Here is a 23202-nt window from a genome sequence, read left to right as displayed (position 1 = left end):
ATTTCCTTTTATGAAGGAAAGCGCTTGTTACGAACAGCTAGAAAGTGGAATGATCTTATTCCCATAAATAATCATTCGTCTTGCAGGCTGTGCGTAATCATCTATTTCCAGCCGTTGTCCCGGCGGAAGATATTTTGAGTCATTATATTGGGTACTGCACCCCTGTGAGGATACGTATTTAAAATACGTATTCCCGGTATTACTCACCACCCCGTTATTAAACGTATAACTAAATTGCCGGTTCCAGGGGCGGACTATTAATATAGCTTCAAGCGAAACCACCACATCCGACTGAATGCGTTGGCCTTTGCTCACTACAGCCCTTGCCTGAAGCGGCGTCTCGGTGAATTTTACGCGATAGTAGCGTTCTTTATTATCGTGCGGGCCGGTATAAAAAAACTTAAACCCTGCCCGCTCACCGCTCTCCAGCGTTAATTGTTTAGGCGAATACATGACTTCGCCATCTTTTATTTCAGTCTCTTTCCCACGCTCTTTTGGTACATCGACCTGAATGAGTGAAACTGTATAATTCTGACGTTCGCTTGTATCATTTTTTATGGGCTGAAAAACGACTTCTTTTTCTGGCAAAAAATCTATATTCAGACTTTCGATAATTAAAGCATTTGCTCCTGTAGAAATGAAGCAATTTATTGCAAAAATAGCCAGGAATTTTCCAGTCATAACATGTTTAATTCCAGGAAGCGCTGACATCAATTCGACCCTGAGCAGTAACTTCACCAAACCAGCTATTACCATCATAGGTAGTTTTCGAGACCGGGTTATTCATCACAAACTGCAATACCAGCGGCGTTTTCCAAAGCCACATGTCCGTCACTCCAGAGCTTATCTTCTCCCACTCTTCCGCATGGGTGGCAGGCGCCGGGATGGAGAGCACTTCGCCTTTACAGTTATGGGCCTTCAGCGTCTGACTCTTACCCAGCAATACGTTGCCGGGAATGGGCACGGTGAAGCCGTTTCCGCTAAAGGCACAATAGTCTGTGCCGTTCAGACTCTGGGTAGGCCCGGTAACTTTCACCGTCACTGCCACTGCGGCATCCTTTTGCGCGCCGCTGTAGGTAATGGTGTAGGGAATTTCAATTGGCGCTTCGCCAATTACCCCTTTTCCGGAGCCGCCAAGGCCGTTCGAATCCACGGTGTAGTCTGGGTTATCCGGCACGATAGCAAGCCCCGGCTGGATAGGATTAATTACCAGTCCGCTGCCAGGCTGGAAACAGAAGTCCGCCGCCAGCGTGCTGTTAGCAGGCGACAGGCACATACTGACGATATTGCCGATGTTACTACCATCCCCCGCCTGCGCTACGCTCAGAATTAACCCTCTAGGAATGAAGATCTTAAGATATGCTTTACCGCCATTTTTTTGCGGCGCGCTGATAAAGGTATTCGCCAGCACGCGGGTGTCGCTCAAAATACCGCCGGAGATGCTGTACCAGGTTTTCTCATCGAAGGTAATTTCCGCGGCAAGGCCCGTTCCGCCATTCATGTGCGACTGAAGCACGCTGTTAATGCGCGATGCGGTAAGCGCCAGACCAGGGCTGTAACCGGTAACGTCTTCTCCGATGAAGGTATACTCCAGCAGGTTGCACAGTACGCCCGATACCGTATTACGCGTATATTTGGTACAGGTATCCCCGGTTGAACCATCCACAATCGTGACCTCGCCGGTGATCGGATCAATCCCCAGATCCAGCGCTCTGGAGTTGGTCATGGTCAGCGTGCCCACTTTATGCAGCGTATTGGTCTTGCTGGACGTGGAATTTTGCGGCTTAGAGGTAATGGTCACCTCGTTGCCGGGAGCCGCATTGAGCAAATAGTCAAAGAACGGATCGCCCAGAACCCAGCGGCCATAGGCGGTAGCGGGTTCCATGATCGGTGGCTTCACCACCATCGACGTATCGGTATAGCTGGTCGTCGGGGTGTAGCCCACCGTACCGCAGCTAGATGAACACGAGGTACCCTTGAAGAATGGCGAGGCGCTGGATCCCGTTACGCTAAAATTGATGGTTAGCGCGCTGCCCGGAGGTCCGCTAAAGCCGTTGTCCGGAATATAGGTGGCAATCCCGTTATTCACCTTGTTACTCAGGCTTGGCCATTCCCGCGACCCATGTAAAAACGAGGCCGAGCTGGCGTTGAGGCTAAACAACGCCGCACTGTTACCCGTCCCGTTACTGTCCGGGTTATTGATGGCGAAATAAGGCAGCTGATCCGCCTGCGCTGCGGCGCTTATCAATAAGAGATTAAGAGCGAATATCTTTTTCATCGTCACGTTCCTGCGTTCCTTTTGCTTCCTGCCAGACGTAATCGCCTTTTCCGCAGGAGATGTCCCCGAGCCACAGCGCACCGCGGTTAGACTCAATGTCCAGGCGCACTTCGCAGACGCTGTCGTCCGGCGTGGCGATGCTCAGGACAGGGTTGTTCTTATCAACGTCGATTACGAAGCGTCCGTCGTTTTCCGTCCGGGTCAGCCCGACGTGGTTTTTGATCTGCGTGGCGCCAATCGGATTGCCGTTTGCATCCACAAGACGGCCAAACAGGGTGACGATTTTCTTCACCTGCGGCTTCATCACCACGGTGTTGCCCGGATAAACGGTGATATGGCGACGCGCGTTCGCGCCAATCTCATAGCTTTCCGTACCGGTTTCACTGTTCATCACCTCCAGGTCATAAGCCTGGTATGCCGGCAGCGACAGCCAGGTTTTATCCCCTTTGATGCGTTCCGCCCGGCCGTTAAGCTTCAGGGTCAGTGCTTCATCAGGTTTGAGACCGGTGCTGACAATCACCCCTGCGCTTTCGGTGCCTTTCCCGGCGGCGATGGCCTCTTTGGACCAGCCCACGCTCCCGTCGCTGGTCAGCGTGGAGTTCCAGCCTTTGCTCATGCCGCTCTGAACGCTAAGGATGTTGCTGTTCCACGGCGTATCGAAGTTCACGCTGCCGCCGCCGCTTACGCTGCGATCCTGGCGGCTGTTGAAGGCTTTCGACACGTTGGCGGTGGCCGATTTCAGGTAATCGCCCTCAAACTGGCGGCTGGCGCTGACGTTCAATGCCGTGCCGGTATCGCGGTTGTGGGAAACGCCAACCGACACGGTATTGCCGAGCGGTATGGCGAAATCGAGCATCACGTAACGATCTTTCTCTTCGTAATACCCGTCGTATTTGTTGCGCGACATCCCCACGCGCAGGCGCGCCGTGCCGTAGCGGCCAGCGTACAATCCCTGCGAGTAGTCCAGCTGATAGCGTTTATAGCGATAAAGGTCGTCCTCCTGGCGCATCAGGCTCAGGTTGCCCGCCGAGGGCAGGCCGAACGACGGCAGGCTAAACGAGGCGCCCCAGGTGTTGCCCTTGCTCTCATAGATGTCCAGGAACTTGCCGCTGGAGAGCTGTTCATGGGAGTACCAGACCGAACCGATCTGCCACGGCAGGCTAAGATTCATGCCATAGTTGGCGCGGTACGTTCCGTCGGAGGCCGCCATGGTCTGGGTATTCACCGAGAAATAGCCCGTCAGGTTCAGGGAGGCCCACAGCTCGCTGACGATGTGTTCCCGCATCATGTAGGTGGAAGCATTCCAGTCGACCATCCCGCTGCGCTTGCTGAACGAGGCCCCCACCAGCGACATGGTGTCTTTATGTTTGGTGTCGTAATCGTAGTAGTACGTGTCGTCCTGCTCGTTTTTGCGCTTCGCGTATTTTTTATAATTGACGACGGACTTATCGCGGCTATACATCCCGCCCCACATCTGCCAGCGCAGCGTTTCCGACACGTTGCTGGAGAACGGCTTATTGACGGTGTACATGCTGCGCGACACGGTGCGGCTTCCGCTTACCACTTCGACTTCGATGCTGTAGATCCCGTAAGGCAGGCCGCTGGTGTCAATTTCATGGTTACCGACGTCAAAGCGCTGAATGCCGATAAGCTGCCCGTCACGACGAATACGGGCCTCGCCCGCCGTCGGGAAATAGACCACCACCGGCGTCAGGGAGAGCGTGTTATCGCGCTTGCGCGAGTTGGCCTGGTTGCCCATGGAAACGCCGTAGACTTCACCGCCGGAAATGCCGCTGACGCTCGCCAGAGACTGCATTGCCCAGCCGTTCAGCATGCCTGCGGCGTAGCGCATACCCTGATAGTCGCGCTCCCACATGACCGCGTTCATCTGGGTGTCGCTGCTGCTCTCGTTGACGTAGCCAGAGCCGTCGATCAGCACATGATCAACGCCCATTGAGATCCAGTTTCTCGCGTTCAGATAACCCGACGACCAGCTGTCGCCGTAGCCGCTCTCGGTGTGATACGCCCCGAGGTTGTAGGAAAAGGTGCCGCTCAGGTCGTCAGACTCCGGCGCATCAATGTCCACCTCACGCGGGCGAATATTCACCCCGTAATCGCTTTGCGACAGATTCAACAACAGGCGCATTTTTTTCTGATCCAGCTCGAACGCGGACCCCGCACTGACCGGAATGCGCATCTTATCGTCGAACTGCTTGTCGTTAATGCTCTTCAATAACGTTCGCATCTCTTTTGACAGACGAATGCCGTTATCAGACTCCTGGACCTGAACATCCCTCAGCCCCAGCTTCATATCCTTCGCAAAGAGCGTCACGTCACCCAGACGAACATATTCGCTCGCCGTGCCTTCGTGGTTCCCTTGTTGTGCTGAATGTGGCCGCGTATTGACCAGATAGACGGGAATTTTGATCCCCTGCTCCAGCAGTGCATAAAGCGAGTCGGGAAAACGGTAATTAGCGATAACCACGGAGCTTGAGGCTGCATGCGCAAGCGCGGGCAGCGTGCCGGATGCGCAAGCCATCATCACCGGCAACACTAATTTATTTTTCACCATGCATCCTTACTTAACAGGTATGAACTGTTTCAGGTCCCATATTCCAAGATGAAAATGGTTATCCGTAACGTTGATATCCTCGATAGCGCGCGAGGTATCCGGCATCAGGTAGAAGTTTTTGGTACACGGCGTAGTCGGTGATTCCGGATTCGGCTTCAGGCAGGTCCCGGTCGCATTGACGCGAAACGAGGTGTTCCCTTTATTGGTTATTTTTCCCGCCACATAGACGAAGTCGATCTTCTTATCACGAGGCTGAACCACCAGAATGGTACTCACCACCGCACGCGTCATCCCGGTGCCGTTTTTTGGCGAACCGCTGTCCACCTCTTCGCTCACCCCTTCATCCGTGAAGGTAATGCGGTAGTAACGCTCTTTGTTATCGGCATTACCGTGATAGTAAAATTTGACAATGTTGCTGGTGCCGGCGGGCATCACCATGCGCGTGGGCGTCAGCAACAGCTCGTCCACTTTCTCCGGATTAATGACGATCCCTTCATCCATCGGGCTGCTGATCCGCTGTGCGCGAACAGAAACAATACGCACGCTGTCTGCTTCGTTTTTTATTTCCTTGGCGGTGGAATCAGCGTCTGCTGGAATAATGGTGGTGACTTTTCCCACATTAATGGCCAGCGCGGAGGAAGAAATAAATAATAAAAATAAGAAGGCGGATTTGAGGTTAAACATGCTATTTCCCTAAACAGGGGCTTGCGCCCCTGGATCGATCAGGCCTTAGCCCCAGGTTGCGCGGAACGCAACGGCAACGGTACCTTCCCACAGGCTGTTGGTCAGGTCTTTGAACTCTTTCGTCGCGCCTGCGTTGTCCTGAGCGGAGTCAACGTAGAAGACGAATTTGTCCTGGCCGGTAATTTCGGTATCAGCCACCGCGCCAGCGCTGGTGGTCAGGTTCCACAGGCCAGAAGAAACGCCGGTGTTAGAAGAAGAATCAACCAGCGTGGTCCATGCGGTAGATTTTGCACCTACGGTGCCACCGATAGAGCCCAGATCGTTACCGCCCCAGCGCGCGCCTACCTTCAGTTTGGTCGCTTCACCACCCACGCTGAACAGCGTGTTGTTGGAATCGTCGAGGATGGCTTCAAGCTTGAAGCTGGTCGCCGTCGAGTGATCGCCACGGATAGCCACATCAAACAGACCGGTATCGGTGTTGAAAGATTTCGTGTTGGCGCTGTAAACGAAGTTCAGAGCACGCGTTGGCGTTACAACCAGGTCAGATTCGCTGTCTTTGGTCGCAGTTGCCTGCCAGGTAGCAGACGCCGTAGTTTCTGCGGCATTAACTGCGCTCAGCGCAGAAACAGACAGCAGGGAGCCCAGAACGATAGCGTTCAGTTTGTTCATTTATTTAGTCCTTCAAAAAAGAATCCACGTGTATAAAAAGGGGAGCCCCTTTTTCGAGGCGGAGTATAGACAGCCGCAAAATAACGAGGCAATACAGAAAAATTCACTCGGCGGTGCGCAACAATAAAAACATAAATAAATCCCCCGTATCTTATTGTTACGTATTGAGTAAATTACTCAACTTCTCGAGCGATAGATAAATATCGATTTTTCAGTAAAGAGAAATATCAGGACGTTGGAACAGCCACACACATCATTACAGGTAAAACCAGCCCCTTAATTAACCAGGCGTGCGGTTTAACGCTGGTAATATAGAAGAAGTTGATATTATCAAGTAACATTTCGTTTACAACACCATCCGGCGCTACATCATCTTCAGATTTATTCAGCTTTTTATCCTTAATATAAAAGATATTGCTTCCGTCGACTTTTTCTACGCTGAGCGTGTAATTCCTGTCAATCAGGTAGCTTTTGCCCTCTTTCTTTAGCACGCCTTTGTGAATAACCGTCACAACATCTTTGTTGTTGAACAGGAATAGCGTGGTTAACGACATATCGGTTAAATCACCCGTGGAATAGGTTTTCCAGGAAATGGTATCTGACTGGCAGCCAAACCCCTCATCCTGCGTTCTGGTAAAATAGACCCACACTAAGGCGATGACAGAAAGTACCAGTACGATACCGAACATGACACTCATTTTAGTCCTTGACATATTTTAACTCCCGGTCAGGCTTCTGTAAGAAATGCAGTTCTTATAATCGTCGATACTGTCCTGCTGATAACAGATAGCCAAAAAATAATTTTCTATCTGTGACTTTTTAAACCTGGAATAGTAAGCGTCGGCAACCTGGTGTTGACAGTCGATATGTTGTTTTGCAAGGACCTCTTTTACGTGATTAAAGTAGTGTTGCCGCGGTTGAAACATATTCTTATCGATAAGGTATACCGTACACCTGTCCACTTTACCGAGCAGATGCATATCAGAATCTTTCAGGCTCTCGGCATAGGACACTCTCTGGTGCAACAGTAAAATAACGGTGCCAATAACGATAACCAGTAACAACGTGCACAGTGAAAGAAAGAGCGTATGCATCGATATTATTCGTTTAGGCGGATCGGCGTCTTTCTTATGCAGTAATGTATCAGCCTCTTCAGAAGCAGATTGTTCGCTAAGCGCTGACACAACCGGCGGCCTGACCGTGTGATGCTCAATATGCGCGGCAAGGCTGAAGCCCTTGCCGCGTATGGTTTTTATCAGCAACGGGTCGCACCCTAATGTTCGAAATGCTTTTCTGATTTCACTGACGGCAACGTTCAGACTCACCGAGGAGCCGGAGAAGCCATGGTCCTCCCAGACCTTCTTTATCAGGTCATCTCTGTCGAGTGTTTTACCATTGTTGATGATAAGTTCATAAAGCAGACGTCCCGCCTGGTTAGATAACTTAATGGATGACTCTTCCTCTCCATTAATCATGATCATACCGGCATCCACTTCATAAAGCATTGTAAGATCAATGAGATACTTCATATAATTATTACGCCATTGTTAAAATTTTGTGCATTTGCCAGGCAATAATAAGTCTAAAGTTTATGTGGTCAAGTCGCGTGATATTAATTAAGAGAGGAATTCATAAAGCTTCATTAATTAACGATTATTAATTCATTAATAAAAATCTTCGAACTTACGCATTTAGGTTAAAACATTAAAAAAAACGTCCAGACAAGATTATAATCTTAAACTTTCGAAGTTGTTGGAATAATGTTTTGTTGTGTACATTTTTAGTGCAACATAATATCGTCAAAGCACTTTCCCGCGTCGCCATGCGTCTAGCCGGTACATCAGGGACATGTGTAGCCGATTAACATTCATTCTAAATTACACAAATCTTTATGGAGTTTATCATGTTCAAATCGATCATGACCGTTTCACTTCTGGCTGCCGCTGTGGCTTCTACCAGCGCTATGGCCGCAGACAATTCGGCGGGTGGTATCATTAACTTTACCGGCGCAATTACCGATACAACCTGTACCATTAACGGTGGTAAAAGCGCGGACTTTACCGTTGCGCTTTCCCCTATTACGGTAAAAGATGCAGGCACCACGGTTGGCCTGATCACCAAGAATAAAAAATCTATTTCGCTGACCTTCTCAGGCTGTACGCCGGCAGCAGGAACGACCGGTACTCCGCTGAAAATTTATTTCTCCAGCGCGGATAATATCTCCACTGACGGTAAATACCTGCTGAATAACAGCGTGAACGAAAACGATGCCAGCGTGGCGCGTAATGTTGGCTTTGCGCTGGTAGAGACAGGCTCGTCTACGCCTATTACGCTGAACCAGGCTTACACAACCAAGATTATGGGCACATCGACCAAGCCAGATTCCGAAACGCTGACGCTGGATGTTTATTACTATAAAACAAACGCCGCTGCCGCAACGGTGGGCGAGTTAAGCTCCAACGTAACGTATACCATTTCCTACCTGTAATAATGATTATTCAGGCTCTGCTTTCGCAGAGCCTGCATTTAAGGTTGCAATCATGCGCAAGGCAATTTTGCTGGCAGGCTTACTGCTAAGCACGGGTCACTCATGGGCCAATATTGTCATTAATGGCACCCGTGTCCTTTATCCTGAAAATAACAAAGAGGTGATCGTCCAGTTAATGAATACGGGCGATGCGCCCGCTCTGGTGCAATCCTGGATAGATGACGGTGATATTAATTCCACGCCGGAAACCGCAAATGTGCCGTTTCTGCTGTCGCCACCGGTGATAAAGGTCGATGAACATAATGGCCAACAGCTTCGTATTAAAAAGCTGCCGTCCAGTTTACCTGCGGATCGCGAATCCGTCTTTTTCCTGAATGTCCTCGACATTCCGCCCAAGCCTGAAAATTTGCAAAACCAGAATACCGTTCAGCTGGCGATTAAATCTCGTATCAAGCTTTTTTATCGGCCCGCTGCACTTAAAGGCACGCTGGATGACGCGGTGGCGAAACTGACGCTCGCCGCCGACGGCGATCGCCTTCGCATCACCAATAACAGCCCGTTCCATATTACTGTGGCCAATATTTCGCTGGGTAAAACGAAATTACTCCAGGAATCCCCGATGGTTTCCCCGTTTGGGCAACTGACGGTTACCACAAAAAATACGGTTAAGCGCGGACAGACCCTCGAGCTGATGTATGTGGACGATCTTGGCGCGTATAAAACCCGGACTTTCACCAGTCAGTGATCGGAAAGACTCACCATGAAAATGAAACAAAACAGACTCTGTCTGCTGGCAGTCTGCACGCTTCTGCTTTCGCATAAATCAGGGGCCGTCTCGTTTGATCCCTCCCTGCTTGCTGGCGCATCCGGTGAGTCCGATCTGTCTCGCTTTTCCGAAAACAACGTCATGCCTGCCGGCAGTCAGGAGATGGATATCTACGTAAACGGCAGCTGGAGGGGGCGTTATACCGTCATCTACGGCGAGCAGCGTGACGACATCCGTCTTGCCTGGAAAGATGCCCAGTCGCTTGGCATTAATACCGCGTCCGTTCCTGCGCCTGCCATTGCGCATGGGCAGGTCCAGCTGCGCGATCTGGTTCAGGGCGGTGAAGTCAAAACCGATACCAGTACCCTGAGCCTGGCGCTCACCGTTCCGCAGGCGGCCGTGCTGCGTACAGAAGAAGGTTACATTGCCCCCCAGTTCTGGAGCGAAGGGATCCCGGCGCTGATGCTCTCGTGGAACACGACCTGGTATAACACCCGAACTAAGGGCACGGCGAAAGACACGAACGATGATTTTTATGCCGGGCTGGATTCCGGCCTTAACCTGTTCGGCTGGCAGTTTCGCGACAGCAGCGCCTGGCGGAAATCGGCCAGCGGGGAGAGCCAGTGGCAGAATAATACCCGTTACCTGCGCCGCCCCCTGGCCTCGCTGACCTCCAACCTGACGCTGGGTGACTTTTATATGCCGGGCGATCTGTTTGATTCGATGCGCGTGCGCGGCGTGTCGCTGGCGTCGGACATGAAAATGCGCCCAAATTCGCAGCAGGGTTTCTCACCGGTGGTTCACGGCGTGGCGCGGACGAACGCCCTGGTGAAAGTTATCCAGAACGGTAACGTGATCTACCAGGAGAACGTGCCGCCAGGCCAGTTTACGCTCGACAGCATTCAGCCTACCGGCTCTGCGGGCGATCTGCTGGTCGTTGTGCGTGAGGCAGACGGATCGCAGCAGTCCTTCACGGTGCCGTTTTCCGCCGTGCCCGGCATGTTAAAAGAGGGAGTAAGCCAGTACAGCGTGGTGGCGGGTAAAGTGCACCAGAACACGCTCGACGCCGAACCCGCATTTATGCAGGCCACGCTACGCTACGGGTTCAACAACCTTATCACCGGGTATACCGGGACGATTATTAGCGATGACTACCAGGCCGGGCTTGTCGGTACCGGGTGGAACCTTCCCTTTGGCGCGGTCTCGTTTGATGTCACCCACGCTAAAACCACCCTACAGGATCGCACCAGCAGCGGTCAGAGCTACCGCGTGTCGTACAGCAAATTTATCGATACCACCGCCACCAACTTCACGCTGGCGGCCTATCGCTATTCCACTAAAGGCTATTACAGCTTTAGCGACGCACTCTATTCACGTGAAGGGTATCAGCGCCTCAGAGCGCAATACGACGAATACGAAGATCGGTTTGGCGTGGCGCCCGACATGTCCCTGAGCACCTGGGATGCCCTGCGCGCCGCACAGCCCAAAAACACCTTCACGCTTAACCTTAATCAGCGCCTGCTCGATAACTGGGGCACGGTATTTATCTCCGGCACACAGCGCGATTACTGGAATTCGCAGCAAACCACGCGCGAGTATCAGATGGGCTATTCCAACGCCATTGGCCGCGCCAGCTATACCCTGTCGGCCAGCCGGGTGCGTAATAAAGACAGCGAAGAAGAGACGCGCCTTTATCTCTCCCTCAGCCTGCCGTTCTCGCTGTTTGATAATAATGCCTGGATCACCTCCAGCCTGACGGCCAGCGATTCACATTATGAGCAGAGCAACATCAGCATGAGCGGAAATGCGCTGGCGTCGAACCGACTGAGCTACACCCTCTCCGGCAGTAATGCGCGTGGGGGTAAAAATGCGGCAAGCGTTAACACGGCGTACCGTTCGAACTTTGCGACACTTGGCGGCTCTTACAGCGAATCCTCTGACTACCGCCAGACCGGGCTCAGCGGACGGGGAAGCCTGGTGGCCTACCCGTGGCACGTTCTCGCCTCAAACGAAACCGGCAGCACCATGACTATCGTCGATGCGCCTGAGGCGGAGGGGCTGATGGTGAACGGCGATGAAAGCATTGTGACTAACCGCGATGGCGTAGCGCTGGTGCCTTACGCTACCCCGTACCGCAAAAACGCCATTACGTTATCGCAAACGGAAAACAGCGCGGGGGCGGAAGTGATCGGCAACATGGCTAACGTGGCCCCTTACGACGGGGCGGTGAGCTATATCCGCTTTGAAACCGACAAACGCCAGTCGTGGGTGCTGCATGCGACGCGTGCCGACGGCAAACCGCTGCCCTTCGGGACCGAAGTGCTTGATGAAAACGGTGAGTCTGTCGGGTATGTCGGCCAGGCCAGCGTACTGTATATCCGCGCTGAACAGCCGCCACGCGCGCTCAACGTGCATCTCCGCGGCGGGAAGTGCGAAATCTCTGCCCCGGCCTGGGGGCTGAACAGCCCCTCATCGGTTTGCCATTAATTACGGATTATCATTATGTTACGATCATTCATGTTCCTGCTCCTCACCAGCATTAGCGGGATGAGCTATGCCACCTGCTCCGGCAGCAGCATCGTTTATGGCACGCCCATTACCGTGGATTTATCGGATAAGCTGAGCCCCGCCACGCCGACCTGGACAGGCAGCTTCTCCACCCAGTACAGCGGCTCGTTCAACTGCACGACGGGCAACAGCGAGTTTTCATACACGCCGATCCTGTCGACCGACAGTAAATACGCCACCATCCTCGGGTTCAGCAACAATAAGTATATGGTGCGGGCGGAGATCACCAATCCCCCGGCCAACAAAACCCTATCCGCCAGCGGAAACCATACGGCGGCTGAACTGAACACGCCGTTTACGGTTCGCTTCACCCTCGTTAGCCAGAGCGGCACCACGCTGACGGGTGATACGGCGAACATGAGCGACGTTCTGTTCGTCAGCGACATGAGCGGATTGTCGTTTTTGGAAATCATCCTCTGGCCAATCAATCAGGTCATCAAAATCGCCCAGTGGTTATTCAGCGGGTTCAAGTGGCCTTACGACAACCGCGATATGTTTGGTCAGCCGATGATCATCAAATACGCGCCGAAGCTGACTACCTGCTCCTTTGACAACGCGGGGCTGACCGTGGCGCTTCCGACGCTCGGCATTCCCCAGCTCAGCGCGTCCTCACAGCCGGGGCTGACGCCTTTTTCACTGAACATGAGCTGTCAGAACGTCGGGGTTAACGGAAATTCCGATCGAACAATCGAGATGTTTCTTTCCAGCACGCAGCTGCTGTCAACCGACAGCTCGGTGCTGATCGACGGCAGCAGCAGCGCGGCGCAGGGCGTGGGGTTACGGCTGATAAAGCGCGATGTACCGCAGACGCCGGTAACCTTTTCGACCTCAACCACCAGCCGCGGCAACGCCACGATGATTTTCAGTGTGGCGGCTGGCGCGGCGCTGAACGACCATTTCACCGTTCCTATGGCCGCGTACTATTACGTGTGGGCACCCGCCCGGTTAAGCCAGGGCAAGATCAATACCTCGGCTACGCTGAATATTATCTATCCCTGATGTGAACTATTCCTCCATCTTTCCAACCATTTGCACATACTTAATCAGTTCGCTATGGTTGGAAAGATTCAGCTTTTTCATCGCATTGTGTTTCTGTGTGGCAATGGTGCTTACCGAGCGGTTTCGATGACGGGCAATCTCGGTCGTTGAAAATCCTTCCACGATAAGATGAAGCACCTCCCACTCTCTGGCCGACAGGATAGATCGCGATCGGGAACCTGACCGCACTACCCGCCTGAGCCACGAAGAGAGCGACGGTTTTTGTTCATCCGTCATGAGCAAAGCGGGTAATTCTTTTTTCAGTTCAGTTAATTCATCCTGCTGGCTGATGGTTAATTCAAATTTCATCTCCAGAACTTTTTTTAACAGCCCGTACGGCAGTTCGGGTACCAAAAGCACGCGGCTGACGTGATGTGATTTACATAAAGATGTGAAACGGCTGCTGATCTCTGCACTCCACTCTTTATGATTAAGCAGATAATTAAATTCAGTGAAGAAAACATCCACATCATTATCTGCCACCGCCGCCAGAACCTGTTCTGTGGAATCGACCTGAGTAATCTTCAGTACGTAATCGGGTAAAAGGTCCTGGAGTGCCCTGCATATTATCTCTTTAAATATATTTATTTTGTAAAACACCATTACCCTTACGACACGCTCAGTATTATCCATATCTTTTCTAAATTCTCGTGACCGGAGGAAAACGATAATAGTTTATGTATTCACCACTCACAACCTCTTCGCGCCAGGATTTTATCCTCCTCAGACTTAAAATTCTGAACAAGGACATTAAATTTATAGAAAAAATTCTATTTTATTCTGTAAACGCTTTTCTCTCGCAGAGAAAGGTCTGTAGATAATCCTGAAACGATCATAACCTTTCTGGCATAAACACCAGTAAGCCACTGAAAAAACGGGGCATAAACCCCATTAAACAACCGCCAAATGCTTATTATCCACGCTTTTGCAGAATAAAAATCTGGCATGAATATTATTAGAAGATTAAAAAGATTGCATTTATCATTAAAACCATTTTTCAATTTTATCTTCCGCTAATAATTAGCAGCAGCTTTACTCGACAGATTGTATTGGCTTACATTGATGTCATCGCATCGCGTTATTTGAAAAAAGTGTTCGCTATTCTTTGTGAAATAAGAGAGTGCGAGTCCACCAGTATCTCTTATATGGACTGTTTACTCAGCGAAAGGAGAATGCCAATGCAAAATAAAAAAACAATTCACGTTGCCGTTGTTGACAGCTGCGAATTCACGATGATTGGCCTGCAATCGCTTGGAAAGCGTGAGCCTGACGAAAAACAGGATGTTATTTTCCATGGATTTACCCATATCGAAGAACTCGCTAAGAGTGAACAACTCTTTGATATCATCATTTATGATCCATTGAATACACGTCATTTCCGGGTGACAACAAATGACGACATCCTTTGTATTAAACAGAAGCAAGTGACGGCGAAGATCTATATCTATTCGTTATCCGCAGGCTATTTGAAATTCAAACATGTTGATGGGGTAATCAGTAAAAGAGTCTCACTGGGGGATATCAAAGCGCTGTGGCAAATACTGATGAGCCAGACGCCGCAAGGATCTGGCCGTTACAACGTGGGCATGACCACCCGCTTACGAACTCCGGCAAGGCTGTCCAGCGAGGAGGCCAGCGTACTGCGCGGCTATTCCTGTAACCTCAAAACCAAGCAAATCGCCCGCCAGCTGGGGTGTAACGTCAGGCTGGTGTATTTCTATAAAAACAACGCCATGAACAAGCTGAAAGCCGTGCGTGGCCCCTCGTTTTACCAGAGCATTCGCTGGATCCTGAATTAATAATTTGACCGTGTGTCGTTTGCCTTTTGTTCCCGTGTCCGCGGGAACTTTTTTCATTTTCTTAAGGCTGTAGCATGTATACCGTTCTTCCCTCTCCCCTGCTGCAACGTATCTCAGGGCTGCGATTTCAGCCGCTTGTCGATCTTCATTCGGGCCAGGTTTTCGCGCATGAAGTTCTCGTGGAGATCCATAACGTCAATCTGGAGATATTGTTTGCCTCTCTGCCTTCGCGCAGCGCGCTGCAAATCTTCTTCTGGCAGGCCAACACCCTTTTACAGATACCTGCCCGGGACGCTTACTGGCTAAACCTTCCCGCAGAACACCTTCTTAATGAACACGCTATCGGGCTGTTGCTGGCGTTGCGCCATCAGCACCGTCTAACGATTGAAATTCAGGATCCCCTCACCATTACGCGGCTGAGTGATGCTGAGCAAGGCCGTCTTCATGCCACGCTTGTTCGGCTTAAAGAGGCGGGATGGCAAATCTGGCTGGACGATTTAACCCGGGAGCTGGCTGAGGCGTATGCGCGGCTGGCGCTGCCGCTGGACGGAGTGAAAATCGATCGCTCAGCGCTGCGGGAGCGCGCGCCGCTTGCCCCGTTTGTGCAGGAGGTCAGGGCAGGCATCGCGCAATCAATTCTTATCGAAGGCATCGAGAATTCGCGGGATCTGGAGCGGGCCCGCGCGTCCGGCGCACAGTCTGGTCAGGGTTTTCTGTGGCCCGAAAGCCGCACCGATGCCCGCGTTACGCTGTGAGGGCCAGCTTACCGTGGCCTACCAGCCCGGCACCGCGCCACCGTTAAAAAGGGTCTCTGCCGCTTTCGCCACTTCCGGCGACTGATAGGACTGAATAAATTCTTTCACGTTTTCGGCGTCTTTGTTGTCTTCACGGGTGACCACTATATTCACGTAAGGCGAGTTTTTGTCCTCAATAAAGACGCTGTCATGTACCGGCGACAGCCCCGTTTGCTGAAGATAAGTGGTACTGATGATGGCCACATCGACTTTCGGATCGTCCAGCACACGCGGCAGCTGCGCCCCTTCCAGCTCCATAATCTGTACGTGTTTGGGATTCGCGGTAATATCCAGTGCCGTCGGCAGCAGGCCAACATCCGGCTTAAGGGTAATCAGCTTCTCTTTTTGCAGCAGCAACAGCGCGCGACCCAGGTTGGTCGGATCGTTTGGAATCGCAATGGTCGCGCCGTCCTTCAGCTCAGCCACCGATTTTATCTTTCGGGAGTAGCCCGCCATCGGAAAGACGAAGGTATTGGCGACGGCGACCAGCGTGTAATTGTGCGCCTTGTTATCTTCCGCGAGAAACGGGCGGTGCTGGAAAACGTTAGCATCCAGCTCGCCCTGGTTGGTGGCATCGTTGGGTAGCAGCGAGCCGCTAAAGCCCACCAGCTCCACGTCCAGACCGTATTTCTCCTTTGCCACCTTTTTGGCGACTTCCGCCACGTCCTGCTCAGCGCCATTAATCACGCCGACTTTAATGTGTTTGGCATCATTACCGCCTTGATCGCAACCCGCCAGCAGCAGGCCCGCGAGCACCAGAGCACTCAACTGAAATTTCACGAGACAGTTCCTTTCGACAGTGGTTTTGAAGACTATATCGACAACGAGACGGCAGGCTAAAAAACGAAAAGGCATCAGTAAGACGGATAGGTTATATGCGGCCTGTTGCCGGGTGGCGCTACGCTTACCCGGCCTACGTGACGGGGGACGTGTAGGCCCGGTAAGCGTAGCGCCACCGGGCGATGGGGATCAGGCTGCGGTAGTCCAGTCCTCAACAGTAAGATCCTGCACCATCCCGAAGGCACGATCGTTCGTGACAATCGTCGTTCCGCGGCTGATGGCGTGTGCTGCAATCAACTGGTCGAGATCGCCCATCACCTTCCCTTTCTTTTCCATTGCCGCACGCAGTTCACCGTAGGTGGCTGCGGCTTCGCTATCCCAGGCGCAGATGGTTATGGTCTTAAGAAATTCCATTATGGTTTCGTGCAGCTTGTTGTTTTGCTTTTTGGCTACGCCGTAAAGCAACTCCGCCTCCGTTACGCTTGAAATACACATCTTTTCAGGCGTGATTTGCGAATATCGGTTTACAACCTCAGGATGCTGCCTCACCAGATGGCTTACTATGTTAGTGTCCAGCATATGCAGCATCGTCTACAGCCCTTCCAGAGGATCTCTTGTCGTATAGCTTTGATTGCGCTCCTCTTTACTTAGAAAAGAATCAGGCACATGCGTTTGTTTGAGCATGCGCAAAAAGTTATCCCTGTGCCGTTCTTTCTCAGACCTTGCCGTCAAAACCACATTCCCCTCCTCATCCCGGCGGATATAAACACTCTCCGTTTCAAACGCAAATTCCTCAGGCAAGACCACGGCCTGGTGTCGTCCTTTTTTGAATAGTTTCGCTGTGCGCTCCATGGCAACCTCTGTGGGTTTATTGACCAGCCCACAGCATGCGCTCGCGCCCCGGAAAGCGACAAGAGAGACATTTAAAATTCAGAAAGCGACTCGCAATAAATAACAGAACCGCTAACCTCACGCCTGCCGACGCAGCGGCGCTTCGCGCAAAAACCACGACAGCACAAACGCCAGCACCATAATCCCTGCCGCAAGCATAAACACCGCATGGATAGCCGAGCCGAACGCATCCAGATAGTCCAGACGCAGTGCATCAGGCAGATGGTGAATGGCAACGGGATTGAGTTCACGCGGCAGTTCAGCCCCTTCCGGCAGTCTTTCTGTCAGGCCTGATTGCAGAATATGGGTGAACACCGCGCCAAACAGCGCAACGCCAATAGCCCCGCCGATGGAGCGGAACAGCGTCACCCCAGAGGTCGCTACGCCGTATTGATCGGCAGACACGCTGTTCTGCACCGCCAGCACCAGCACCTGCATCACCAGCCCAAGCCCCATGCCGAGCACGCTGGTAAACAGATACAGCTGCCAGGTGGGGGACGTGACTGAAATGCGCGTCAGTAAAACCATTCCCACCACACCGAGCAGCGTGCCGAGGATCGGAAACAGGCGGTATTTCCCGGTGCGGCTGATGATGCGCCCGCTGATGATTGAGGTGAGCAACAGCCCGCCCATCAGGGGGATCAGCTGCAAGCCGGCCTGCGTCGGCGTGGCGTCTTTTACCACCTGTAAATAGAGCGGCAGGAAAGTGACGGAGCCAAACAGCGACATGCCGATAATAAAACCGATCAGGCTACAGAGCAGAAAGCTGCGGTCGCGGAACAGCGACAGCGGGATAATCGGCTCCCACGCCAGCCGCTCTTCGTAAATAAACCCGGCGATCCCCGTCAGGCCGAAGGCCAGAATGCACCACAGCTGCGGGTCGCTCCACTGGCGAAGCGTCCCCCCTTCGGTGGTAAACAGAATGATGCACAGCAATGCCATGCTGAGGTAAATCGCCCCCAGGTAATCAATCTCATGCTTGCTGCGCCGCGCGCTGCCGTGGAAGACCGCGCCAATAACGAGCAGCGCAAACAGCCCCAGCGGCAGATTTATGTAGAAAATCCAGCGCCAGGAGGCGTGCTGAACGAGAAACCCGCCGATAAGCGGGCCTATCACCGTCGCCAGGCCAAACACGCCGCCAAACAGCCCCTGATAGCGACCACGTTCGGCAGGCGGGATCACATCCGCTACGGCCGCCATGCTGATCACCATCAGACCGCCGCCCCCCAGCCCTTGCAGGGCGCGCATCAGTACCAGCTGGGTCATGTTCTGCGCCAGACCGCACAGTGCCGACCCCACAAGGAAAAGCACAATCGCGATTTGCAGGACGATTTTACGCCCAAACAGATCGCCGAATTTGCCGTACAGCGGTACCACGATGGTCGAACTGAGGATATAGGCCGTCACCACCCAGGAGAGCTTATCCAGCCCGCCCAGCTCGCCGACGATGGTCGGCAACGCGGTGGAAACAATGGTCTGATCCAGCGCCGAGAGCAGCATCACCAGCAGAAGTGCGCTGAACAGCAGCTTGATCGACGGCGCGTTTTTCGCAGGTTGAGTCATGACGTCAGACTCCATAAGAGAATCGCTTGAAATTAATTAATCGAATAATTAATATTCAGGTAAGTTATGGATAAGATCAAGAGACAGCGCGAACGTGCCAGCACTAAAAGACAATTCTGAACCCCGCCGTCCCGGTCGTCCGCGCGGCGGCAAACGCGTTACCGCCAGCCGCGAGCAGCTGCTGGATATCGCCCTGAACCTCTTTTCCCGCCAGGGGATTGCCAATACCTCGCTGAACGCCATCGCCCGCGAAGCTGGCGTGACGCCCGCCATGCTGCACTATTACTTCAACTCCAGAGAGCAGCTGCTGGATGCGATGATCGAGGAGCGCTTTCTGCCGTTACGCGAGCGGATCGGGACCATTTTCGCCGACAACCGGGAGTCTCCGGTCAATGCCCTTACGAAAATGGTTAAGGTGCTGGCCGAACTGGCGGAAGAGCACCACTGGTTTGCACCGTTGTGGATGCAGGAGGTGATTGGCGAGATGCCGGTACTGCGTACGCATTTGCAGGAACGTTTTGGCGATGAGAAATATCAGACCACGCTGGCAACCATTAAAGGCTGGCAGCAGGAAGGAAAGCTGAATCCGGCCCTGGCCCCCGAACTGCTGTTCACGACGCTGCTGAGCCTGGTGCTGGTGCCGTTCTCACGCATGCGCAACGACGAGAGGCTTAGCGCCCTCTCGCCGGAGAAAGTTGTGCGCCACGTGTTAGCCGTGATCGGCAACGGGATCGGCGGTTAAAGATGTTTGGTCAGGTAGTGTCTCTGCATTCCCTGATAAGGGTAATCCTGCAAGGACATTTGCACCTGATAACCCTGCTTTTCATAGAACGGACGCGCCTGGAAGCTGACCGTATCCACCAGCGCGTGACGACAGCCTTTGCGGCGGGCCTCTTCTTCGGCCGTTTTGATGAGCTGGCTGCCAACGCCCGTTCCGCGCACGCTGTCGCTAACCCACAGATAGTCGATGTTCAGCCAGTCGCCTTTACGTACGCCGATTAACCCGCCCAGCATGACGCCGTTGTCGTCTCGCACATATACGCCAATATCGCCGCTAAACGTCGCAAGATCTAAATACTGCGCGTTATAGGCTCTTAGCCCCGTTAATAATTCTTCTTTTTCTTCAGCCGTGACGTTCTCTGTCGTGGTCAGATGCATAGCGTTCTCCTTATTTTTTGTGCTGTTTCACTATCGCACAGATGCATAGCAGGGAAAATTCATACTTTTGGCTGGGGTCACGACGCTGAAAGCCACCCTAAATTTCAGGAAAAAGCCGTGACTTTACCGGAGGTCATGATGAAATCAGCGCGCCTGGGCGCCTGTTGGGATGCGGTGAGTCAGGTAGATTGTATGGAAGATTACTGAGGGTTAAGCGCCGGGTGACGCTACGCTTACCCGGCCTGGAAAACATCTTTAACGCTTGCGCACATCCGGAATAATTAAATCCCCACGCAGCACGTACGACCCCAGCATCTGCGTTTTTTCATTCAGCCAGGTCACGATGCGCGCCGCCATGGCGTCCATGGAATACTCAATAGCCGGGATCACCGGGATACCCGGCAGATGCAGCGAACCGGCCAGGCTAAAGACCATGATGTCTTCCGGTACCGATTTATTAAACGCCTGAAGCTGCGGGATCACCCGCTGGGCTTCCTGCTCGTCTGCCACCAGCAACGCGTTGAAGTTCAGCGTGGACGCGTTGTTGAGTAATTCCTGAAGCGCAACGGACGACGAGGTCGCGTCCATAAACACGAGGTTGCGATTAAAGGGCAGGAAGTTTTTCTCCAGCGCGTGCTTGTAGCCCAGCAGCACCTGGTCAGCGAATCCGCTGCCGTGCGGGTGGATCAGGGCAATCTGGCGACGCCCCTGGCTGGTGAGGTAGTTACACGCCGTTTCAGCCGCGAACGCGTGATCGAACTGAATGCTGTTGGCGTTATCGGCCTCCATGCAGTCGACCAGAATCACGTTGTCCATGTCGACATCCAGCGGGAAACGCGCGCCAATCACCAGAATGTCATCACATAAGCCGCAGGAGAGTTCTTCAAGGGCGTTCATCACTTCTGTTTTGGTGTGCGCGAAACGCAGCAGCAGGTGTTTCTGATGCTGGCTGAGGTGCTTTTCCAGCGCGTAAAGGTAACCGGTGGTCTGGTTAATGTTCTCCTGCGCGCAAATCACCCCAATGCAGCCCGTCGACTGGCTGAGCAGCGACTGGGCAATCACGTTAGGACGATAGTTCAGCTCATCCACCGCTTTCAGCACAGCCTGACGGCTGGCTTCCTTAACGCCACGCGACCCGCTCAACACCCGTGATACCGTGGCTTTGGACACCCCGGCCAGACGTGATACATCGTTGATTGTAGACATCTTTCTCCCCTGTCAGACGCAACTGGCGCCTGTAATTTCCATCACCGCTACGGCTCACATTATAGCCAGAACGGAGTATATCCGTTTCCGTTTTCCATGGAAACCGATTTTCCGTTTCCACTCAAATTGATGTCAAAACAGCCAAATTATGTGACCCACATCCAGTTAATAAGCCCCATAAGCAGGGGATATTGATGGTTGTCACACTTCTGTCTTTTATGAATGGAAACCGGTTTCCGTATCATGTCCAATCATCCTCGCAATAACTTTTTACATTTTGAGGATGGTTGTCGATGTTCAAGATTATGCTGTGCTGCTCTGCCGGGATGTCCACCAGCCTGCTGGTCAGCAAAATGGTCGATGTTGCAAAAGAACGGGGCTTGCCCGTGAAGATAGATGCGTACGGCGTATCCGAATTCGATACGCAGTTTCCGCACTATCAGGTGGTACTTCTCGGACCGCAAGTGAAATACATGTTAAAGACGCTTTCAGACAAGGCAGCGACGCAAGGCATTCCGGTGCAGCCCATCGACATGATGGACTATGGCATGCAGCGTGGCGATAAAGTACTGGACTATGCTCTGTCGCTCATCGAAGCGGCACACTAAAAGGTGTTCACATGAGTTCGTTATATCAATCTATGGTCGCGGTCATTGAGCAATCAATTACCCCGCTGGCCGCGAAGCTGGGTCAGCAAAAGTATGTGATTGCCATCCGCGACGGCTTTACCGCCGCGCTGCCGTTCATGATCATCGGCTCATTTATGCTGGTGTTTATCTTCCCGCCGTTTTCGGCGGATACCACCAACAGCTTCGCCCGCGGCTGGCTGGACTTTTCCGAGACCTACCGCGAACAGCTGATGCTGCCGTTTAACCTCAGCATGGGGGTAATGACGTTCTTCATCTCGGTGGGGATTGGCGCGAGCCTGGGGCGTCAGTTTAACCTCGACCCGGTGATGTCCGGCCTGCTGGCCTTTATGGCTTTCCTGCTGGTCGCCGCGCCGTATGCCGACGGCAAAATCTCCACGCAGTACCTCTCTGGTCAGGGCATTTTCACCGCGCTGATTACTGCGATTTACTCTACCCGCGTCTATGCGTGGCTGAAGCAGAACAACGTCACCATCCGCCTGCCGAAGGAAGTGCCAACCGGCGTGGCGCGTTCGTTTGAGATCCTGATCCCGGTGATGGTGGTGATCGGGACGCTGCACCCGCTGAACCTGTTCATTGAAGCGCAGACCGGCATGATTATCCCGCAGGCGATCATGCATCTGCTGGAGCCGCTGGTCTCGGCGTCTGACTCCCTGCCCGCGATTCTGCTCTCCGTGCTGCTGTGCCAGATCTTCTGGTTTGCCGGTATTCACGGGTCGCTGATTGTCACCGGCATCATGAACCCGTTCTGGATGGCGAACCTCTCGGCAAACCAGGCGGCACTGGCGGCGGGCGCTGCGCTGCCGCACGTTTATCTGCAAGGCTTCTGGGACCACTACCTGCTGATTGGCGGCGTAGGCTCAACCCTACCGCTGGCGTTCCTGCTGCTGCGCAGCCGCGTTACGCACCTGCGCACCATCGGCAAAATGGGCGTTGTGCCAAGCTTCTTTAACATCAACGAACCGATTCTGTTCGGCGCGCCGATCATCATGAACCCGATGCTGTTTATCCCGTTTGTGTTTGTTCCGCTGGTCAACGCCTGCCTGGCGTACGGCGCGACGAAGCTCGGCTGGCTGGCGCAGGTGGTGTCGTTAACCCCGTGGACCACGCCCGCGCCGATTGGCGCCTCGTGGGCGGCGAACTGGGCGCTCAGCCCGGTGGTGATGTGCCTCGTCTGCATGGTGATGTCGGCGCTGATGTACCTGCCGTTCCTGCGCGCCTACGAACGTACGCTCATCAAAAACGAAGAGCAAAAAGCGCAGGCTGCAACCGTGGGTGCCGCTGAAGCCACAAGCAATTAA

23 protein-coding genes are annotated in these 23202 nt (G+C 53.0%); 9 read left to right on the top strand and 14 right to left on the bottom strand.

The window, feature by feature from the left end:
* Positions 1 to 27: 27 nt before the first annotated feature.
* The 7 genes from IM267_RS07310 to IM267_RS07280 form a co-directional block, all read right to left on the bottom strand.
* Entirely contained in the window at positions 28 to 711 is a 684-nt protein-coding gene (locus tag IM267_RS07310; protein WP_226847971.1) for a hypothetical protein, read from the bottom strand.
* The gene (locus IM267_RS07305; RefSeq protein WP_193033080.1) at positions 689 to 2278 is read right to left on the bottom strand and encodes a receptor; all 1590 of its coding nucleotides are present in this window, start codon (positions 2276 to 2278) and stop codon (positions 689 to 691) included. The genes IM267_RS07310 and IM267_RS07305 overlap by 23 nt, the downstream gene beginning before the upstream one ends.
* On the bottom strand, positions 2256 to 4850 hold the full coding sequence (locus IM267_RS07300) for a CS1-pili formation C-terminal domain-containing protein (RefSeq protein WP_107534371.1): 2595 nt from the start codon (positions 4848 to 4850) through the stop codon (positions 2256 to 2258). Before IM267_RS07300 ends, IM267_RS07305 begins: the two co-directional genes overlap by 23 nt.
* 6 nt (positions 4851 to 4856) lie before the next feature.
* Positions 4857 to 5534, bottom strand: coding sequence for a fimbria/pilus periplasmic chaperone (locus tag IM267_RS07295; protein ID WP_063452099.1), 678 nt, complete (start codon positions 5532 to 5534; stop codon positions 4857 to 4859).
* Between the two features lie 45 nt (positions 5535 to 5579).
* On the bottom strand, positions 5580 to 6203 hold the full coding sequence (locus IM267_RS07290; RefSeq protein WP_063452098.1) for a common pilus major fimbrillin subunit EcpA: 624 nt from the start codon (positions 6201 to 6203) through the stop codon (positions 5580 to 5582).
* A 227-nt stretch (positions 6204 to 6430) separates the two neighbouring features.
* Positions 6431 to 6901, bottom strand: a complete 471-nt coding sequence (locus tag IM267_RS07285; protein ID WP_063868698.1) for a hypothetical protein — start codon at positions 6899 to 6901, stop codon at positions 6431 to 6433.
* 18 nt (positions 6902 to 6919) lie between these two features.
* Entirely contained in the window at positions 6920 to 7732 is an 813-nt protein-coding gene (locus IM267_RS07280) for a winged helix-turn-helix domain-containing protein (protein WP_063868696.1), read from the bottom strand.
* 374 nt (positions 7733 to 8106) lie between these two features.
* Between IM267_RS07280 and IM267_RS07275 the strand changes: the two genes are divergently transcribed.
* Genes IM267_RS07275 through IM267_RS07260 form a run of 4 tightly spaced genes read left to right on the top strand, consistent with a single transcriptional unit; the run spans position 8107 to position 13024 of the window.
* Positions 8107 to 8691, top strand: a complete 585-nt coding sequence (locus IM267_RS07275; RefSeq protein ID WP_107534369.1) for a fimbrial protein — start codon at positions 8107 to 8109, stop codon at positions 8689 to 8691.
* A 52-nt stretch (positions 8692 to 8743) separates the two neighbouring features.
* Positions 8744 to 9436: a molecular chaperone gene (locus IM267_RS07270; RefSeq protein ID WP_107534367.1), complete on the top strand. Its 693-nt coding sequence runs from the start codon at positions 8744 to 8746 to the stop codon at positions 9434 to 9436.
* A 15-nt stretch (positions 9437 to 9451) separates the two neighbouring features.
* The gene (locus IM267_RS07265) at positions 9452 to 11944 is read left to right on the top strand and encodes a fimbria/pilus outer membrane usher protein (protein ID WP_107534365.1); all 2493 of its coding nucleotides are present in this window, start codon (positions 9452 to 9454) and stop codon (positions 11942 to 11944) included.
* 15 nt (positions 11945 to 11959) lie between these two features.
* Positions 11960 to 13024: a fimbrial protein gene (locus IM267_RS07260; protein WP_193033079.1), complete on the top strand. Its 1065-nt coding sequence runs from the start codon at positions 11960 to 11962 to the stop codon at positions 13022 to 13024.
* A 6-nt stretch (positions 13025 to 13030) separates the two neighbouring features.
* On the opposite strand, the gene IM267_RS07255 is transcribed toward IM267_RS07260, so the two are convergent.
* The gene (locus IM267_RS07255; protein ID WP_193033092.1) at positions 13031 to 13666 is read right to left on the bottom strand and encodes a LuxR C-terminal-related transcriptional regulator; all 636 of its coding nucleotides are present in this window, start codon (positions 13664 to 13666) and stop codon (positions 13031 to 13033) included.
* A gap of 575 nt (positions 13667 to 14241) precedes the next feature.
* Here IM267_RS07255 and IM267_RS07250 point away from each other — a divergent pair.
* Together IM267_RS07250 and IM267_RS07245 are read left to right on the top strand one after the other, a co-directional pair.
* Positions 14242 to 14862: a LuxR C-terminal-related transcriptional regulator gene (locus IM267_RS07250; protein WP_063868682.1), complete on the top strand. Its 621-nt coding sequence runs from the start codon at positions 14242 to 14244 to the stop codon at positions 14860 to 14862.
* A gap of 74 nt (positions 14863 to 14936) precedes the next feature.
* Complete coding sequence (locus IM267_RS07245) at positions 14937 to 15617, top strand: EAL domain-containing protein (RefSeq protein ID WP_063868680.1); 681 nt, start codon at positions 14937 to 14939, stop codon at positions 15615 to 15617.
* An 18-nt stretch (positions 15618 to 15635) separates the two neighbouring features.
* Here the strand turns inward: IM267_RS07245 and nlpA are convergent, their stop codons facing one another.
* From nlpA to IM267_RS07225, 4 genes are all read right to left on the bottom strand, one after another.
* Positions 15636 to 16436, bottom strand: a complete 801-nt coding sequence (gene nlpA / locus IM267_RS07240; RefSeq protein WP_193033078.1) for a lipoprotein NlpA — start codon at positions 16434 to 16436, stop codon at positions 15636 to 15638.
* A gap of 189 nt (positions 16437 to 16625) precedes the next feature.
* Positions 16626 to 17024 carry a type II toxin-antitoxin system VapC family toxin gene (locus IM267_RS07235; protein WP_107534356.1) on the bottom strand — a complete coding sequence of 133 codons (399 nt, stop codon included), beginning with the start codon at positions 17022 to 17024 and terminating at the stop codon, positions 16626 to 16628.
* 3 nt (positions 17025 to 17027) lie between these two features.
* Positions 17028 to 17288 (bottom strand): antitoxin, encoded by a 261-nt coding sequence (locus tag IM267_RS07230; RefSeq protein WP_193033077.1) that lies wholly within the window; start codon positions 17286 to 17288, stop codon positions 17028 to 17030.
* A 117-nt stretch (positions 17289 to 17405) separates the two neighbouring features.
* A complete protein-coding gene (locus IM267_RS07225) occupies positions 17406 to 18905 on the bottom strand; it encodes an MDR family MFS transporter (protein ID WP_063868676.1) in 1500 nt (499 codons plus the stop codon).
* A gap of 79 nt (positions 18906 to 18984) precedes the next feature.
* Here IM267_RS07225 and IM267_RS07220 point away from each other — a divergent pair, with 79 nt between their 5' ends.
* Positions 18985 to 19632: a TetR/AcrR family transcriptional regulator gene (locus tag IM267_RS07220; RefSeq protein ID WP_193033076.1), complete on the top strand. Its 648-nt coding sequence runs from the start codon at positions 18985 to 18987 to the stop codon at positions 19630 to 19632.
* On the opposite strand, the gene IM267_RS07215 is transcribed toward IM267_RS07220, so the two are convergent.
* Positions 19629 to 20048 (bottom strand): GNAT family N-acetyltransferase, encoded by a 420-nt coding sequence (locus IM267_RS07215; protein ID WP_193033075.1) that lies wholly within the window; start codon positions 20046 to 20048, stop codon positions 19629 to 19631. The genes IM267_RS07220 and IM267_RS07215 overlap by 4 nt on opposite strands.
* 255 nt (positions 20049 to 20303) lie before the next feature.
* Positions 20304 to 21254 carry a LacI family DNA-binding transcriptional regulator gene (locus tag IM267_RS07210; protein ID WP_063452081.1) on the bottom strand — a complete coding sequence of 317 codons (951 nt, stop codon included), beginning with the start codon at positions 21252 to 21254 and terminating at the stop codon, positions 20304 to 20306.
* Between the two features lie 293 nt (positions 21255 to 21547).
* Between IM267_RS07210 and IM267_RS07205 the strand changes: the two genes are divergently transcribed.
* Together IM267_RS07205 and IM267_RS07200 are read left to right on the top strand one after the other, a co-directional pair.
* Positions 21548 to 21862 carry a PTS sugar transporter subunit IIB gene (locus IM267_RS07205; protein WP_045336018.1) on the top strand — a complete coding sequence of 105 codons (315 nt, stop codon included), beginning with the start codon at positions 21548 to 21550 and terminating at the stop codon, positions 21860 to 21862.
* 11 nt (positions 21863 to 21873) lie between these two features.
* Positions 21874 to 23202 carry a PTS cellobiose transporter subunit IIC gene (locus tag IM267_RS07200; RefSeq protein WP_003861036.1) on the top strand — a complete coding sequence of 443 codons (1329 nt, stop codon included), beginning with the start codon at positions 21874 to 21876 and terminating at the stop codon, positions 23200 to 23202.

Origin of the sequence: Enterobacter cloacae complex sp. P15RS (assembly GCF_014895905.1) — a bacterium.
In the GTDB taxonomy this organism is placed as follows: Bacteria; Pseudomonadota; Gammaproteobacteria; order Enterobacterales; family Enterobacteriaceae; genus Enterobacter; species Enterobacter quasihormaechei.
Note: the sequence above shows the minus strand (reverse complement) of the source record. Positions and strands in the feature narration are given on the sequence as shown.